This is a genomic window from Roseivivax sp. GX 12232, from assembly GCF_021272185.1.
Lineage (GTDB): Bacteria > Pseudomonadota > Alphaproteobacteria > Rhodobacterales > Rhodobacteraceae > Roseivivax.
On record NZ_JAJSEC010000009.1, the window covers coordinates 18,018 to 34,506 of the forward strand.

13 protein-coding genes are annotated in these 16,489 nt (G+C 69.8%); 8 read left to right on the plus strand and 5 right to left on the minus strand.

Translation table 11 applies throughout. From position 1 onward, the window contains the following. Window positions 1–38: 38 nt before the first annotated feature. From LR948_RS14640 to LR948_RS14650, 3 genes are read left to right on the plus strand one after another with little or no spacing between them, the layout of a single operon-like run. Entirely contained in the window at window positions 39–995 is a 957-nt protein-coding gene (locus LR948_RS14640) for an ABC transporter permease (RefSeq protein ID WP_232754824.1), read from the plus strand. Window positions 996–1,006: 11 nt separating this feature from the next. Further along, window positions 1,007–1,822, plus strand: a complete 816-nt coding sequence (locus LR948_RS14645) for an ABC transporter permease (RefSeq protein ID WP_232754825.1) — start codon at window positions 1,007–1,009, stop codon at window positions 1,820–1,822. Between the two features lie 10 nt (window positions 1,823–1,832). Further along, entirely contained in the window at window positions 1,833–3,458 is a 1,626-nt protein-coding gene (locus LR948_RS14650; RefSeq protein ID WP_232754826.1) for an ABC transporter ATP-binding protein, read from the plus strand. A gap of 225 nt (window positions 3,459–3,683) precedes the next feature. Here LR948_RS14650 and LR948_RS14655 read toward each other — a convergent pair whose 3' ends face one another. From LR948_RS14655 to LR948_RS14675, 5 genes are all read right to left on the minus strand, one after another. Then, window positions 3,684–4,916 (minus strand): mandelate racemase/muconate lactonizing enzyme family protein, encoded by a 1,233-nt coding sequence (locus tag LR948_RS14655; RefSeq protein ID WP_232754827.1) that lies wholly within the window; start codon window positions 4,914–4,916, stop codon window positions 3,684–3,686. Between the two features lie 601 nt (window positions 4,917–5,517). Next, window positions 5,518–5,973: a CoxG family protein gene (locus LR948_RS14660; protein WP_232754828.1), complete on the minus strand. Its 456-nt coding sequence runs from the start codon at window positions 5,971–5,973 to the stop codon at window positions 5,518–5,520. 430 nt (window positions 5,974–6,403) lie between these two features. After that, window positions 6,404–7,219 (minus strand): alpha/beta fold hydrolase, encoded by an 816-nt coding sequence (locus LR948_RS14665; RefSeq protein ID WP_232754829.1) that lies wholly within the window; start codon window positions 7,217–7,219, stop codon window positions 6,404–6,406. Then, window positions 7,216–8,979 carry a thiamine pyrophosphate-binding protein gene (locus tag LR948_RS14670; RefSeq protein ID WP_232754830.1) on the minus strand — a complete coding sequence of 588 codons (1,764 nt, stop codon included), beginning with the start codon at window positions 8,977–8,979 and terminating at the stop codon, window positions 7,216–7,218. Before LR948_RS14670 ends, LR948_RS14665 begins: the two co-directional genes overlap by 4 nt. A 32-nt stretch (window positions 8,980–9,011) precedes the next feature. Beyond that, window positions 9,012–11,063: a tripartite tricarboxylate transporter permease gene (locus LR948_RS14675; RefSeq protein ID WP_232754831.1), complete on the minus strand. Its 2,052-nt coding sequence runs from the start codon at window positions 11,061–11,063 to the stop codon at window positions 9,012–9,014. A gap of 197 nt (window positions 11,064–11,260) precedes the next feature. Between LR948_RS14675 and LR948_RS14680 the strand changes: the two genes are divergently transcribed. The 5 genes from LR948_RS14680 to LR948_RS14700 all read left to right on the plus strand — a co-directional run bounded on the left by LR948_RS14680 (window position 11,261) and on the right by LR948_RS14700 (window position 16,378). Continuing rightward, complete coding sequence (locus LR948_RS14680) at window positions 11,261–12,313, plus strand: tripartite tricarboxylate transporter substrate binding protein (protein WP_232754832.1); 1,053 nt, start codon at window positions 11,261–11,263, stop codon at window positions 12,311–12,313. A gap of 132 nt (window positions 12,314–12,445) precedes the next feature. Further along, on the plus strand, window positions 12,446–14,047 hold the full coding sequence (locus tag LR948_RS14685) for a UbiD family decarboxylase (RefSeq protein ID WP_232754833.1): 1,602 nt from the start codon (window positions 12,446–12,448) through the stop codon (window positions 14,045–14,047). Next, window positions 14,044–15,150, plus strand: coding sequence for an AbrB family transcriptional regulator (locus LR948_RS14690; RefSeq protein ID WP_232754834.1), 1,107 nt, complete (start codon window positions 14,044–14,046; stop codon window positions 15,148–15,150). The genes LR948_RS14685 and LR948_RS14690 overlap by 4 nt, the downstream gene beginning before the upstream one ends. A 36-nt stretch (window positions 15,151–15,186) precedes the next feature. Continuing rightward, entirely contained in the window at window positions 15,187–15,864 is a 678-nt protein-coding gene (locus LR948_RS14695) for a GntR family transcriptional regulator (protein ID WP_232754835.1), read from the plus strand. Between the two features lie 10 nt (window positions 15,865–15,874). Then, on the plus strand, window positions 15,875–16,378 hold the full coding sequence (locus tag LR948_RS14700) for a TIGR02444 family protein (protein WP_232754836.1): 504 nt from the start codon (window positions 15,875–15,877) through the stop codon (window positions 16,376–16,378). The last annotated feature ends 111 nt before the right edge of the window (window positions 16,379–16,489 follow it).

Here is a 16,489-nt window from a genome sequence, read left to right on the forward strand (position 1 = left end):
CTTGACCGGCCCGTCCGCCCGGGCCGCGGAGACCCGCCATGACCCGCCTGAACAAGCTGATCCTCAGCCGCCTCGGCCTGGGGGTCGTGACCCTCTTCGCCGTCTCGGCGCTGATGTTCATCGGCATCGAGCTTCTTCCCGGCGACCTCGCCCAGCAGATCCTCGGCCAGTCCGCGACACCCGAGACGCTGGCCGCCTTCCGCGCCGAGCTCGGCCTCGACCTGCCGCCGCATGTCCGTTACCTCGACTGGCTCGCGGGCGTGGTGCAGGGCGACTTCGGCCAGAGCCTCGCTTCGGGGCGCGAGGTCACGGACCTGTTGTCGACCCGGCTCGCCAACACGATGTTCCTCGCGGGCTATGCCGCGGTGATCGCGGTGCCGATCGCGGTGAGCCTCGGGCTCCTGGCCGCGCTGTGGCGCAACTCGATCTTTGACCGGACCGCCAATATCGGCGCGCTCAGCGCCATCTCCATGCCCGAGTTCTTCGTGGCCTACCTGCTGATCCTGGTCTTCTCGATCAAGCTCGGCTGGTTCCCGACGCTGGCACGGATCGACACCGCCGAGAGCCTCGGGCAGGCCCTGCGCGTCACCTTCCTGCCGGCGCTGACGCTGATCATGGTGGTGATCGCCCACATGATGCGGATGACCCGGGCGGCGATCATCAATGTGCTGGCCGCCCCCTACATCGAGATGGCCCGGCTGAAGGGCGTGCCGCGCTGGCGGGTGATCCTGCGCCACGCGCTGCCCAATGCCATGGCGCCGATCATCAACGTCATCGCGCTGAACCTCGCCTATCTGATCGTCGGCGTGGTGGTGGTCGAGGTGGTCTTCTCCTACCCCGGGCTGGGCCAGCTTCTGGTCGACGCGGTGGCGAGCCGGGATTTCCCGGTGGTGCAGGCGGTCGGGCTGTTCTTCGCGGGCACCTACATCCTGTTGAACACCGGCGCCGACATCCTGTCGATCCTGTCGAACCCGCGCCTGCGGCAGACGGGCTGAGGGGGCACGCCATGACAGTTCTCCGTTCCGCCCCGCCCACCGCCATCTTCGGCCTCCTGGTGCTGTCCGCGACGCTGCTTCTGGGGCTCTTCGCGCCGCTCGTCGCGCCCTACGGCGAGACCGAGATCGTCGGCGCCGAATACCTGCCCTGGAGCGCCGCGCATCCGCTGGGCACCGACAACCTCGGCCGCGACATGCTTTCGCGGATGATCTACGGCGCGCGCAACACCGTGGGGCTCGCGCTTCTGACCACCGGCATCGCCTTTTCCATCGGCGCCGCGCTCGGCATGTTCGCCGCGCTCAAGGGCGGCTGGGTCGACCAGGCGCTCTCGCGCATGGTGGATGTGGTCATGGCGGTGCCGCCGCTAATCCTGGCGCTGATGCTGCTCGCCATCATCGGCCCTTCGATCCCCAACATGGTCGGGGTGATCGCGGTGATCTACCTCGCGCCTGTCTTCCGCCTGTCGCGGGCCGCGGCGATGAACGTCGTGGCGCTGGATTTCATCGGCGCGGCGCAGCTTCGGGGCGAGGGCACGCTCTGGCTCCTGCGCCGCGAGATCCTGCCGAACATCTCGTCGACGCTGGTCGCCGAGGCGGGGCTGCGCTTCTGCTTCGTCTTCCTCTTCATCGCGGCCTTGTCCTTCCTGGGCATCGGCATCCAGCCGCCCACCGCCGACTGGGGCTCCATGGTGAAGGAGAACGCCACGCTGATCACCTTCGGCGACGTCACGCCGCTGATCCCGGCCGGGGCCATCGCGCTGCTGACCGTCTCGATCAACTTCATCGTCGACTGGATGCTGCACCGCGCCAGCGGTCTGAAAAGCTGAGGAGGACGCCATGGGCAATCTGCTGACCATCCGCGATCTGCGTCTCGAGGCCGGGCCGCCGCGCGCGCCCAAGGTGATCCTCGAGGGGCTGGACCTCGATCTCGACCGGGGCGAGGTGCTGGGCCTCGTCGGCGAAAGCGGCGCGGGAAAAAGCTCCGCCGGGCTGGCCGCCATGGGCTTCACCCGCGACGGCGTGCGCATCGCCGGGGGCGGCATCCAGTTCGACGGGATCGACCTGGCGCGGGCCTCGCAGGGGCAGCTCCGCCGGTTGCACGGGCGCCGCATCGCCTATGTCGCGCAATCGGCGGCGGCAAGCTTCAACCCCGCGCACCGACTGATCGATCAGTTCGCCGAAGGGCCTCTACTGCATGGCACCGCCGATGCCGGGGCGGCGCGCGACGACGCCCGCGCGCTTTATCGCCAGATGCAGCTGCCGAACCCCGACCAGATCGGCTTCCGCTACCCGCACGAGGTCTCGGGCGGGCAGTTGCAACGCGCCATGACCGCCATGGCCATGGCCTGCCGCCCGGACCTGATCATCTTCGACGAGCCGACCACGGCGCTGGATGTGACCACCCAGATCGAGGTGCTGGGCGCCATGCGCGACATCACCGAGCGCTACGGCACCGCGGCGATCTACATCACCCACGACCTTGCCGTGGTGAGCCAGATGGCCGACCGGATCACCGTCATGCGCCATGGCCGCGAGGTCGAGACTCAACCGACCCAACGCATGCTGGAGGCCCCCGAGGAGCCCTATACCCGCTCGCTCTGGGCGGTGCGGGGCATCCAGAAACCCGCCGCGACCGGCAGCGCGCCGCCGCTTCTGACGCTCGAGGGCGCGAGCGCGCAATACCGCGGGTTCAAGGCGCTCGACGGCATCGACCTCGCGCTGGCCAAGGGCCGCACCACCGCCGTGGTGGGCGAAAGCGGCTCGGGCAAATCGACGCTGGCCAAGGTGATCGCCGGGCTCATGGCGCCCTCCGAGGGCCGGGTCCTCTGGGAAGGCGCGCCGCTTGCCGGTCACCACGGCAAGCGCGACAAGCGCCAGCTGCGCGACATCCAGATGATCTACCAGATGGCCGATACCGCGCTGAACCCGCGCCACACCGTGCGCGAGACGCTGGAGCGCCCGGTGGGTTTCTTCACCGGGCTGCGCGGCGCGGCGCGGCGGGCGCGGGTGCGCGAGCTGATGGAGCTGATCGAGCTCGATCCCGAGGAGTTTCTCGACCGCCGCATCCCCGAGCTTTCGGGCGGCCAGAAGCAGCGCATCGGTATCGCCCGGGCGCTGGCCGCCGAGCCCCGGTTCATCATCTGCGACGAGGTCACCTCGGCGCTCGACCAGATCGTCGCCGAGGGCATTCTGAAGCTCCTGATCCGCCTGCAGGAGGAGCTGGGCTTGAGCTACATGTTCATCACCCACGACCTCGCCACGGTGGAGGCCATCGCCGACGAGGTGGTGGTGATGAAAGACGGGCAGATCATCGAGGCGGGCGCCCGGGCGCAGATCTTCGAGGCGCCGCGTCAGGCCTATACCCGGCGGCTCCTGGCCTCGGTGCCGCAGATGGACGCGGGCTGGCTCGACCGCGCCCGCCGCGACGCCGCCGAGGCGAAGTCGCTGGAGGCGGCGGGCTGAGGGTGGTTTTGCGGCGCGGGCTCGGGCTGAGTGTCCGGGCCCCGTGCTGTTGGGCTCCTTTTGGCTGGGCCCTGTCCCATTCGGCTCTTTGTGGCGAGGCCCTTTTGCGTCCGGCCCCCTTCAAGCCGGGCTCCCTGACGTCGGGCCTCCGCCCGCGCCACATCCACCTGACACCGCAGCGTCACCCCCCGAGGCACGCCTCCGCGCTTCGGGCAGGCCCCCCGCTCAGGCCTTGGGCGCCGGCGCGCCGCCCTCGAAGACATTGCCGTTCTGGTAGTCGCAGGGCGCTTCGCGCATCTCCAGGTGCAGCCCGTCGCCTTCGTAGGGATGGGCGCGGGCCAGCTCCTCGTCGACCTCGATCCCGAGGCCGGGCGCATTGGGCGGGGTGACAAAGCCTTCCTCCACCTGCGGCCCGCCCTTGATCAGCTGTGCGTGGAAGGGCGACTCGATGGTCTCGGCCATCAGGAGGTTCGGGATCGTCGCGGCGAGCTGGATGTTGGCGGCCCATTCCACCGGCCCGGCGTAGAGATGCGGCGCGATCTGGGCGTTGAAGCTCTCGGCCAGGGCGGCGAGCTTGCGGCTCTCCCAGAGACCGCCCGCGCGGCCCAGGGCGGGCTGCAGGATCTCGGCCCCGCCGGTGCGCAAAAGCAGCGCGAACTCCGCCCGGGTCGAGAGCCGCTCGCCGGTTGCCACCGGGATGCCCGTGGCCTCGGCCACCTTGGCGAACTCCAGCGGGTTGTCCGGGGGCAGGGGCTCCTCGTACCAGAGCGGGTCGAACTGGGCGATGGCGCGCCCGAGCCTGATCGCGCCGGCGGTGTTGAACTGCCCGTGCGTGCCGAAGAGGATGTCCGCCCGGTCGCCCACCGCCGCGCGGATCTTGCGGCAGAACTCCACCGAGCGCGAGATGTCCGACATCGCCGGCTGGTGTCCGCCGCGGAGCGTATAGGGCCCCGCGGGGTCGACCTTGACCGCCGTGTAGCCGCGCGAGACGGCATCGGCCGCGCTTTCCGCGGCCATATCCGCATCGACCCAGAAGTCGGGCAGCGGGTGAGCCTCGAGCGGGTAGAGATAGGTATAGGCGCGGATGCGGCGGTTCATCATGCCGCCCATGAGCGCCCAGACCGGCCGGTTCCGCGCCTTGCCGAGGATGTCCCAGCAGGCGATCTCGAGGCCCGAGAAGGCGCCCATGACGGTCGGGTCCGGGCGCTGGGTGAAGCCCGAGGAATAGGCGCGGCGGAACATCATCTCGACGTTCTCGGGGCTCTCGCCCTCTATGTGGCGGGCGAAGACGTCGCGGATCACCGCCTCCATGGCGCGGGGCCCGACGGCGGCGGCGTAACATTCGCCCCAGCCGGTGATGCCGTCGTCGGTGGTGAGCTTCACCAGGATCCAGTAGCGCCCGCCCCAGCCCGGCGGCGGCGGGGCGACGGTGAGGATCTCGAGATCGCGCAGGCGCATGGGGGCGCTCCCTTGGGGTTGTGGAGGTGTGGGTTGCGGGTCGCCGCGAGGACAACAGGGCGCGGCGGGGTTGTCCAGCAGGTCGGGGGGAGGGGGTGGTTTTGGGGTGCTCTGGAAGCGGGCCGCGCCGGACTGTCCCTGAGCGCCGCATATCCGAGCGGTGCACCCCGAAGCCGCAACATCCCCCGGAGCGCAACATCCCCCGGAACCGCAACACACAGCCCCGGCGGCCATGTCCCCAAACCACCCGTTCAGCGCCCCCCCTTGCGCCCGAATAGCACCGAAGGTGCCGGGCGCGCGCCGGACCGGCCCCTTGGGCCGGCGCTCCTTCGGATGGCGTGCATAGTTCGCCTTTAGTCCTGACCTTGCTGGGATAAAGCGCCTCGCTCTGAGGTCAGAAGCGCCGCCCCCCGGTCCGGCGCGCGCCCTCTGTTGGTGCGGGTGTCGACGGGGTTGGGGCGCTGCTTGAGGGGGGAGGCGGAATGCCCAGGGCGTCGCAGTCTTGGCCGGATAGCCGTTCCGTAGCTGCGCCACGGCAACCTCAGGCCAATTCGTGCGCACTCTCGAGTCTCCGAGCTGAGCCACCCAGCGCCCCAGCCCCTCACGCCACCGCGTCTTCCTCTACCACCCGGGCGAATTCCTCGAAGAACCGCGCGGAGAGCTTCTTCGCGGTGCCCTGGATCAGCCGGTTGCCGAGCTGGGCGAGCTTGCCACCGACCTCGGCGCGGGCCTCGTAGCGCAACAGGGTCTCCTGCGGGGCGGTCTCGGTCAGCACGACCTCGGCGCCACCCTTGGCGTGGCCCGCGGCGCCGCCGGAGCCCTGGCCGGTCAGGGTGAAGGCATCGGGCGCGGCGCTCACGTCGAGCGTCACCCGGCCCTTGAAGCGGGTCTTCACCGGGCCGACCTTCAGAAGCACCGTGGCCTCGAGCTCGGTCTCGGAGAGCTTCTCCAGGTGCTCGCAGCCGGGAATGCAGCGCTGCAGGACCTCGGGGTCGTTGAGCGCGGCATAGACCCGGGGCTTGGTCGCGGCGATGGTGATCTCGTCGGTAAGATCCATGGGCGGTCTCCTTTTGCTAGGTTCAGGGACAGGGGGCAGGCGGCGGGGCCGCTGCCTTGGGATGATGTCGCGTGCGCGGGGGCGCGCATGGAGGTGACGCGGGGCGCCGGGGGTTTATGCGGCGCGCGGAGGGACGGCGCGGGCGGTGCGATGCCCCAAGGCCAAGGTGCCGCCGTGCCAAAAGGCCCGCTGTCCGGCGCATGAGCCGCCCGCCCGCAAGGCCCGCCCTCCAGCGCAGGCGCCGCCCTGCGGCAAGGCCCAACTTCAAGCCCAGACGCCGCAGCGCTCCACCCCGACCGCCGTCACACTGGCCAGCCCACCGACCGCCCATCCCGGCCAAACCACCCCCCGCCCCCAAAACCTCAACGACGCGGGCGACGGGTGCTGCGCCCGCGCCGCGTTGCCTGCGCGCGGCGGGCCGAGGCGAGCCTCAGCCGCGCGTGACCCCGCGCAGGCAATCCGCGATCCGCTCGGGCACTTCGAGCGGGGTGAAATGGCGCACCCCGGGCAGCACCTCAAGCCGGGCGCCGGGGATGGCGGCCTGCATGGCCTCGGCCATGGCCACCGGCGTGGCGTAATCCTCTTCGCCGACCACGATCTGCACCGGGACATCGAACCCCGGCAGCGCCGCGCGCATGTCGCAGCGCCCGAGCATCCGGCAGGTCTCGAGGTAGGCCGCGGTGTCATTGGCCAGGAAAACCGAGACCGCCGCCTCGACGGCCAGCGGGACCTCGGCGCGGAAGCGCTCGGAGAACCAGCGGGTCTTCTGGAAATCGGTCAGCGCCGCCATGCCCTGGGCGGCGGCCTTCTGGCCCCGGCCTTCCCAGTCCTCGGCGGCGGTCTCGCCATACCAGGCGGTGGTGTCGATCAGCGCCAGCCCTTGGGTGCGATCCGCATGGGCTGCCGCGAAGGCCAGAGCCACGCAGCCACCCATGGAGGCCCCGCCAATGAGCGCGCGCTCCCATCCGGCGTGATCGAGCACCGCCGCCAGATCCTCGGCGAAAAGCTCGACCGTATAGGGCCCGGCGGGCTTCCCCGAGGCGCCATGGCCCCGGCAATCGAGCGCCAGCACCTGCCAGTCGGGACCAAGCGCGCGGGCCGTGGCCTCCCAGAACTCGGCCTGCATGGCGAGCGAATGCACCAGCGCCACGCGATAGCGCGCACCGGGCGCACCCCAGACCACGTAGCGCAGGCTGGTGCCATCGGCGCCGCGGGCGACGGCCTCGGTTTTGGCCGGCGCGCTCACGACAGCTCCACCATGGGCTGGCCGATGTATTCCTGCCGGACCCGCACATCGAGCACCACCGCCGCGCCTTCGGCCACCCGGTCGAGCGCCCGGGTCAGCGCGCCGGGCAGATCGGCGAGATCCGTCACCGGGTCCGGCGCCTCGAGCCCGAGCGACCGCGCCAGCCCGGCGAGGTCGGGATCGGGGCCCTGCATGCGCTGGCCAATCGGGGCGTTCTCCTCGGGGCGGCCGCGCCGGCGGGCGACTTTGATCTGGTGATCCTCGTCGTTGTAGTAGGAATGGTTGTTGGCGATCAGGAAGAGCACCGGCAGCCGCAGGGTCGCGGCGTTCCAGATCGCGGTGAGCCCCATGGTGTAATCGCCGTCCCCGAGGATCGCCACGGCGCGGCGCGAGGCGCCGGTCTCGCGCAGGCCTAGCGCGGCGCCGACGGCGATGCTGGGCCCGGCGCCGAGGCCGCCGCCGCCGGTATGGCCGAGAAAGCCCAGCGGATGGGTGATCTCGTTGGCGTTCTGCGGCCAGCCGAGCGGGCGCCCGGTGATGCAGATCTCGCGGTCGCGGCTGGCGTGGTGGAAGGCGCGGGCGAGGTCCATCAGGCCGATCTCGCCCTGGCCCGAGACCTCGGGCACGTCCCAGCCCTTGTGGGTGGCCTTGGCGGGGCCGGCATCCAGCCCCTCGAGCAGGGCGCGCACCGTGGTGCTGGTCACGGTGGGGATGGTCACATCCACCGCCGGCAGCCCGCCGTAATCCATGTTCCAGCCGCGATGGATGTGGAAGTCGTTCGAGACATGGATGATCGGCGGGCGCTCCTGGCCCGGTGGGAAGGCCAGCTTGATGGTGTTCCCCGCGTCGAGCCAGTCGAGCATGATGATCGCATCGGCGGCCTGAATTTCTTCGAGAAGCGTGCCCTTCAGCCGCCAGCCGGTCTCGCCGATGAAGGCGGGATGGGTGGTCGGGAAGCCCGCGGGCAACTTCATGTGGGTCGTGGTCCGCGCGCCGAGCGCCTCGGCCAGGCGGATGCGGTCGTCCCATTCCTCGAGGCTGCGGCTCGAACGGCCGCAGAAGATGAAGGGCCGCTTGGCGGTCTTCAGGATCTCGAGCGCGGCCTCCAGCGCGGCCTTCGGCGGCTCGGCGTCCTCGGGCGTGGGGTATTGCGAGATGTCGCCCAGCTCGGGGCGCTCGGTGATCTCCATCTCCTGCACCGAGACGTCGAGGTTCACGTAGACCGGGCCCGAGGGCCGGGTGTTGGCCAGCATCACCCCGCGCCGGATCGCCTCGACCGCGGCCTCGGGCGAGGCCGGCTGGTCGTCCCACTTGGTGTAGCCGCGCACCATGTCGGCCTGGTCCACGGTGGTGTGGATCCATTCGATCCAGGGCCGGCGCTTGGCCGCGTCGAAGGGGCCGGTGGCGCCGATCACCAGCATCGGCGTGCGGTCGCACCAGGCGTTGAAGATGCCCATGGAGGCATGCATCAACCCGACGTTGGAATGCACCGCCACCGCCAGCGCCCGGTCGGTGATCTTGGCGTAGCCCTGGGCGATGCCCACGGCGTGTTCCTCGTGCATGCAGGTGACGATCTCGGGCGTCTCGTTGCCGAGGTGGTTCACCAGGCTGTCGTGCAGCCCGCGGTAGCTCGCCCCGGGATTGAGCGCGATATAGGGGAAGTTCTGCTCGCGCAGGGCCTCGGCGATCAGGTCGCTGCCGTAAAGGACATGGTTCGACCCTTCGGTCTCTTGCGGCGGGGTCTGAAGCGGCTTGTCCACGGGGGATCTCCTTCTCTGCGGGTCGGCGGGCCTCAGATGAGGCGTTCCGTCAGCTTGCGAATGTCGGGGAAGAGGTCGCCCAGCAGCGATTGCGGCCAGGGGATGTGCAGCATCTCGTGGAAGAGAAAGAGGATGCCGCCGATGAAGGGCACGACCAGCAGGAGCGCGTGCAGCGGCCGGACCTTGCCCTCGATCATCATGTAGGCCAGCGCGAAGACCGCGATGGCGGGCACCATGCCGATCAGCCGCACGCCGACGATCAGGGCCAGCAGCCAGGCCACCTGTTTCAGGATCGCGGGCAGGGGCTCGCTGCCTTCGGCGCGGAGCGGCGGGATCTTCCCGAGCGCCCGGAAGGCGAAGAAGCCCCCCGCCGCGAGCAACCCGCCGACGGCCACCGCCTGGGGCAGCATCTTCGCGGGCGCGGGCCAGCTTGCCGAGCTGAGATAGACGTAGAGCATCAGCCCCACGACCACGGCCCAGAGCGCGAGGTCGGCAAAGAGCTCACCGCCGCGGGCATGGACGACGCCCGAGGTCGCGGTCTTGCCGTCCTCGGTGCGGGCGTCCCGCGCCGCGGTGCGGGGCGGCGCACCCTTGCGGGTCTGGAACTTCTCCCAGCCGGGCAGGAAGCGCACCACCAGCGGCCGCAGCAGCAGGAAGGAGATCACCAGCAGCACCACCGCGGGCAGCGGCTGGATCATCCAGCCGAAGCCGTAGCGCAGCTGCGAGATGAAGAGGTAGTTCTCGACCAGCCCGCCCAGCACGAAGGCCAGGATCAGCGGCGGGCGCGGCCAGCTCAGGCGCTTCATCACCCAGCCCAGAAGGCCGAAGCTCAGAAGCACGATCAGGTCGGCGTAATCCTTGGCGCCCTGGTAGGCGCCGATCACCATGATCCCGAAGACCAGCGGCACCAGCAGCCCGGCGCGCACCATGGCGACCTTGGCAAACTGGCCCGCGAGCCCGAAGCAGATGCCCGCGCCCAGGATATTGGCCAGCGCCACGGTCCAGATCAGCGTGAAGGTCACGTCGAGCTGCGCGCCCAGCATGTTCGGCCCCGGCGCGATGCCGTGGATCAGGAAGGCGCCGAGCAGGATTGCCATGGAGGCCGAGCCCGGCACGCCGAAGGCCAGGGTCGGCACCAGCGCGCCGCCCTCCTTGGCGTTGTTGGCGCTTTCCGCCGCGATCACCCCGCGCACATCGCCCTTGCCGAAGGTCTCGCGGGCATCGGGCAGGCTGCGCGCGGCATAGCCGTAGGAAATCCAGTCGATGACATTGGAGCCGAGCCCCGGGATCGAGCCCAGGAAGGTGCCGATGCTGGAACAGCGCAGCACCAGCCACCAGTTGCGGAACGCGTCGCGCGCGCCTTCGAGCTGGTCCCAGGCCGACATCTTGTCGCCGTTGCGCGCGATGGTGCGCTTGGAGGCGCCGAGGTCGATCATCTCGGGCACCGCGAAGAGCCCCAGCGCCACCGGCACCAGGCTCAGCCCGTCCCAGAGATAGAAGGAGCCGAAGGTCCAGCGCAGCTCGCCGGTCTGCGGCTCATCGCCGATGGTCGCCAGAAGCAGGCCGATGGCCGTGGCCACCAGCCCTTTGAAGAGCGCGCCATGGCTGAGCGAGACGACCAGCGTCAGGCCCAGAAGGCAGATCACCAAGAGCTCCGGCGTGCCGATCGCCATGATGAAGGGCCGCAGGATCGGGATCGAGATCGCCAGCACCACCGCCCCGAAGAGCCCGCCGCAGACCGAGGCGGTGAAGGCTGCCCCATAGGCCCGCCCGGCCTGGCCCTTCTTGGCCATCGGGTGCCCGTCGAGCACCGTCGCCGCCGAGCCGGTCGTGCCCGGCACCCCGAAAAGGACCGCCGGGATCGTGTCGGACGTGGTGGTCACCGACTGCACGCCGACCAGGAAGGCCAGCGCGGTATAAGGGTCCATGGAGAAGGTGAAGGGCAACAGAAGCGCCAACCCGACCAGACCGCCGATGCCGGGGATCACCCCGATCATCAGCCCCAGGACCGTGCCCAGCGCGACGAAGACCAGCCGCGAGGGGTCGGTGATGATCAGGAGCGCGTCGAGTGCCGCTTCGATCATGCGATATCCTCCCTTTAATCGAAGCCCGGGTCCTGCCTCCCCGCAGGATCGCCTGGTCGATTGCATTTCCGTATAATGTATGACAATATGACTTACAACCGATTTGTGGCGGCCCCTTGCGGCGCGCCCCGGATGGGTTCGCGCCGCAAGGGGCCGGAGGGGCCTCGTTCGCGGTGATCATAACTGGGAGGAGTGATATGAACTTCGGACGAATTCTTCGCGCAGCCACCATGGTCGGGGCCGTCGCGGCGACCGCGGCCTGGGTGCCGCAGACTGCCGCGGCGCAATCCCTCGAGGAGGTCTACGAGGGCGAGACGCTGACCATCATGATCGGCCACCCGCCGGGCGGCTCTTATGATCTATACGCCCAGCTGGCCGCGGAATTCATGGGAGAGCACATCGCCGGCAATCCCAATGTCATCGTGCAGCACATGCCGGGCGGGGGCGGGCGCAAGGGCGCGGCCTTCTTCCTCAACAACACCGACCCCGACGGGCTGACGGTGGGGATCTTCCCCGATAGCCTCGGCCACATCCAGCACCTGCGGCCCGACGCGGCGAGCTGGGACGCCGCCGATTTCCGCTACATCGGGCGATTCTCCACCGCCAATGCGGCTTTCGCGGTGCGCGCCGACAAGGTCTCCTCGGCCGAGGAGATGCGCGAGACCGAGGTGATCGTGGCCTGCACCGGCCGCAACGCGCGCTCGGCGCAGCAGGCCGCGGCGCTGAAGAACGCCGCCGGGCTGAACCTGCGGCTGATCTGCGGCTACGACGGCTCGCAGGCGACCGTGCTCGCGGCGCTGCGCGGCGAGGCCGACATGCTCTCGCAGAACTGGGCCTCCTTCGTCTCGGACCCCGCCGACCTCGGCGACGGCACCCTGAAGGTGGTCGTGCAGACCGGGCTCGAGCGTGATCCCGACCTGCAGGATGTGCCGCTGATGCAGGACCTGGCCGAGGATCCCGCCGACAAGGCGGTGCTGCGCTACCTCGGGGCCTCGGCGCCGATCGGGCGCTCGATGATGGTGCATCCCGACACCGACGAGGCGGTGATCGAGGGGCTGCGCGCCGCCTTCCAGGCGATGATCACCGACGAGGACTTCCTCGCCGCCGCCGAACAGCGCTCGGCGATCATCAACCCCGCCTCGGGCGAGGACATGGAAGCGGTCATGGCCGAGATCATGGGCGCCAGCGACGAGCTCCTGGCCGACGTGAAGGCGGCCATCGACACCTCGGACGCCGAAGAGGCCAACTGAGAGACGCCGGCCAGCGGGTGTTCCCCATCCGCTGGCCGGTCTATTGACGGACATGCGCCGCTGCAGATCCTGCAGGCGGCGCTTCAGTGACGGTGGACCACGATGTCGAATGCGCAGGGGACCCGGGCCCCCATGGATCTTCAGGATCATCTCTCGCGGCTGGAGGAAAAGGGCCTCCTGCAGCGGATCGAAATCCCCATCGACAAGGACAGCGAGCTGCACCCGCTGGCGCGGTGGCAGTTCCAGGGCGGCATCCCCGCCGAGGACCGCAAGGCCTTCCTTTATACCGATGTGACCGACGGCAAGGGCCGCTCCTACGACATCCCGGTGACCGTGGGCGCGCTGGCCGCCAACCCCGAGATCTACGCCGCCGGGCTCGGCGTTTCGGTCGAGGAGATCGGCGAGGTCTGGGTGCGCGCCATGCAGAACCCGATCCCGCCCGAGGTGGTCACCGAGGCGCCCTGCCAGGAAGTGGTGATGACCGGCGCGGATCTGACCCGCGAGGGCGGCGGCCTCGCGGCGCTGCCGGTGCCGATCTCGACCCCGGGCTTCGACGCCGCGCCCTATCTCACCGCCACGCTGGTGGTGACCAAGGACCCCGAGTCGGGCATCCGCAACATGGGCACCTACCGCGGTCAGCTGAAGGCCCGCGACCGGCTGGGCGTGCGCATGGCCAGCCGTCTCGGCGGGGCGGGCGGCTACCAGCACTGGCTGAAATACAAGGAACGCGGCGAGAAGATGCCCGTGGCCATCGTCATCGGCTGCGCGCCGGCGGTGCTGTTCACCGGGCCGCAGAAGCTGCCGATCGACCAGGACGAGATGGCCGTGGCCGGCGGGCTGATCGGCGCGCCGGTGCGCACCGTGGCCTGCAAGACCGTCGACCTCGAGGTGCCCGCCGACGCCGAGATCGTGATCGAGGGCGAGATCGCCATCGACTACCTCGAACCCGAGGGGCCCTTCGGCGAAAGCCACGGCCATGTGGCGCTCGAGGATTTCAACATGTCGATGCAGGTGACCGCGATCACCACGAAGAAGAAGCCGGTCTTCGTTTCCATCGTCAGCCAGGTCACGCCCAGCGAAAGCTCGACCTTGAAGAAGGTCGCCTATGAGCCGCTCTACTTCGAGCACCTGAAGAACGTCCTGAACGTCAAGGGCATCACCCGGGTCGTCATGCACGAGCCCTTGACCAATATCCGCAAGGTGATCTTCCTGCAGTTCGACCGCAGCGCGCCGCAGACCGAGGTCTGGCGCGGGCTGCAGGGGGCGGCGGCGCTGCAGGCGCAATGCGGCAAGGTGGTTATCGCCGTCTCCGAGGACATCGAGCCCAACAACGCCGACGCGATCTTCTGGTCGATCGCCTATCGCGCCAATCTCTCGACCGACCTGCATGTGACGCCCTACCGCTCGGGCGGGCACGGGCCGAAATCGGGGCGGAGCGGCGCGGATTCGACGCTGATGATCGACGCCACGCTGAAGGCCGCCATGCCGCCCTTGGCGCTCCCGCGCGAGCCCTACATGACGCGCGCCCGGAAGATCTGGGAAGAGCTGCAACTGCCGCGCCTGACGCCGCAGCCGCCCTGGCACGGCTACGAGCTGGGCGACTGGTCGGACCTCTGGTCGGACTACGCCGACCGCGCCGTCGCCGGCGACTGGGAGGACAACGGCCGGGTGACCGAGGGGCGCCAGCGGGGCGGCATGAAGCCCGAAACGCCGGTTCGCGACATCGAAGGGTGAGCGCGGCAGCTGCCAAAGACGCGGGCCCCCCGGGGGCCGGGGGCGGCCCCGCGCGGGGGCTGCCGCAGATCCTATTCGCGCTTGCGCTCGGCGCGGCGGCGGGCGCGGTCTTCTACTGGCTGACGCTGCCCTTGCCCTGGATGCTGGGGGCGATGATCGTCAACACGCTGGCGGCGATCGGTCGGCTGCCGGTGGCCTCTCCGGTGCGGGTCCGGCCCTATGTGGTCGTGGTCATCGGGGTGATGCTGGGCTCGGGTTTCACGCCCGAGATCCTCGATCAGCTCGGCCTATGGACGCTCTCTTTCCTGTTCCTGGGGCTATATATCGCGATCAGCGGGGCGGTGGTCATTCCCTATTACCGCTGGGTCGGCGGCTTCGACCTGCCCACCGCCTATTTCGCCGGGATGCCCGGCGGGCTCAACGAGATGATGATCGTCGGCAAGGAGATGGGCGGCGACGACCGCGCCATCGCGCTGGCGCACGCCAGCCGCATCGTCATCGTGGTGGCGCTGGTCGCGGTCTGGTTCCGGCTGATCCAGGGCGTCGACCTCTCGGACCGCTCGCAGTTCGGCACGCCTTTCGCCGAGATCCCGGGCAGCGAGCTGGTGATCCTGTTCCTTGCCGGCGTCGCGGGCTACGCGCTGGGCAAATACCTGCGGCTGCCGGCGCCGATGCTCCTCGGCCCGATGATCGTCAGCGCGGCGGTGCATCTGGGCGGGCTCACCGCCAGCCCGCCGCCGCAGGAACTGGTGATCGTCGCGCAGGTCTTCCTCGGCACGATCATCGGCTGCCGCTTCGTGGGCGCCGCGCCCGGGACCATCCTGCGCGCCATCGGGCTCAGCATCGGTGCAACAGTCCTGATGCTGGCGATCACCTTCGGCTTTGCGCTGCTGCTCTTCGGCATGTTCAATCAGACGCTCGAGCAGGTGATCCTGGCCTATTCTCCGGGCGGGCTGGCGGAAATGAGCCTGGTCGCGCTGGCGATGGATGCCGATATTGCCTACGTGGCCAGTCATCACCTGTTACGGATCAGCATGATCGTGCTGATGGCGCCCCTGGTATTCGGGGCCGTGAAGAAAAGAGCCGGCCGGCGGGCGCGCTAGCGCCCCTTCGGGCCGCATCATTGGAGGACGTGGATCATGGCGGAGACCAACTCGGGGCGGCTGTCCCCCATCCAGTTCGAAGCGGCTCCGCTGCGCGCCAAGATCATCGAATCTATGCGCCGGGCCATCGAGCGGGGGCAGCTGCAACCCGGTGAACGGCTGGTCGAGAAGGACCTCTGCGAACAGCTCGGCGTCAGCCGCACCTCGCTGCGCGAGGCGCTGCGCGAGCTCGAGGCCGAGGGCGTGGTGGCCCAGCTCGGCGCGCGCGGGCTGACCGTGGTGAAGATCTCGCGCCGCGACGCCGAGAACATCTACCGCATCCGCGCCGACATCGAGGCGCTGGTCTTCGAGCAGTTCCTGGATGCCGCCGACGGCAAGGCGCTCTCCGAGGCCGAGACGCTGTGTGACGACATCATCGCCGCCTACAAGAGCGGCGATTTCGTCGCCATCGTGGATGCCAAGCGGGCGCTTTACGATTTCATCTGCGACTGCGCCGACAACCGCATCGCGCGCGAGCTCCTGGGCCGGCTGACGCTGCGCACCGCGCAGCTCCGCAGCCGTTCGGTGGTGCGCAAGGAGCGCCAGAGCCAGTCGATCGAGGAGATCGCCGCCCTGAAGACAGCCCTTCTGGCGCGCGACGTGGACGCGGTGCGGACCGCCGCCCGCGCCCATGTCGACAACGCCGCGAGATCGGCGCTGGGCTTCGCCGAATAGGGCCGGGCGGGTGTCGGACGCGGATACCCCCGCCGAGGATCTCTGGCGCTTCGCCCTGGCGGTTTACGGCGCACCGGGTGTCTCGGCGGCCTGTCTCGAACTGCAGGACCGCTTCGGCGCGGATGTGCCGGTGCTGCTCACCGCGCTCTGGATGGGGCGCCGGGGGCGGGGGCTCGATGCCACGGGTATGGCGGCGCTCGACGGCGTGGTGGCCGATTGGCGCGCCGAGATGGTCCAGCCGCTCCGCGCGCTCCGGCGGCGGCTGAAGTCCGGGCCGGCACCCGCGCCCTCGGAGGCGACAGAGGCGCTGCGGAGCGCGATCAAGCGCGCCGAGCTCTCCGCCGAGAAGATCGAGATGGTCCGGCTGGCCGAATGGGCCGCGGCGCAGCCCGAGGCAGAGGGGCAGGGCGATGCGGCCCGGAACCTCGCGCTGGCGGTTGCCTATTTCGCGGGAAGGGCCGAAGTGCCCGAGGCGCTGCTTGCGCCGCTTCTCGAGGCGGCCGAGGTCAACTAGCCCGACGTGGTGGTGATTGGCTGAGAAAGCGGGGTGGTCTGTGGCCACGCGCGAGGTGCTCTAACCCAACGCACAGGCTTTGGTGGGCGCGACAGGAGACGCGCCCTCAAG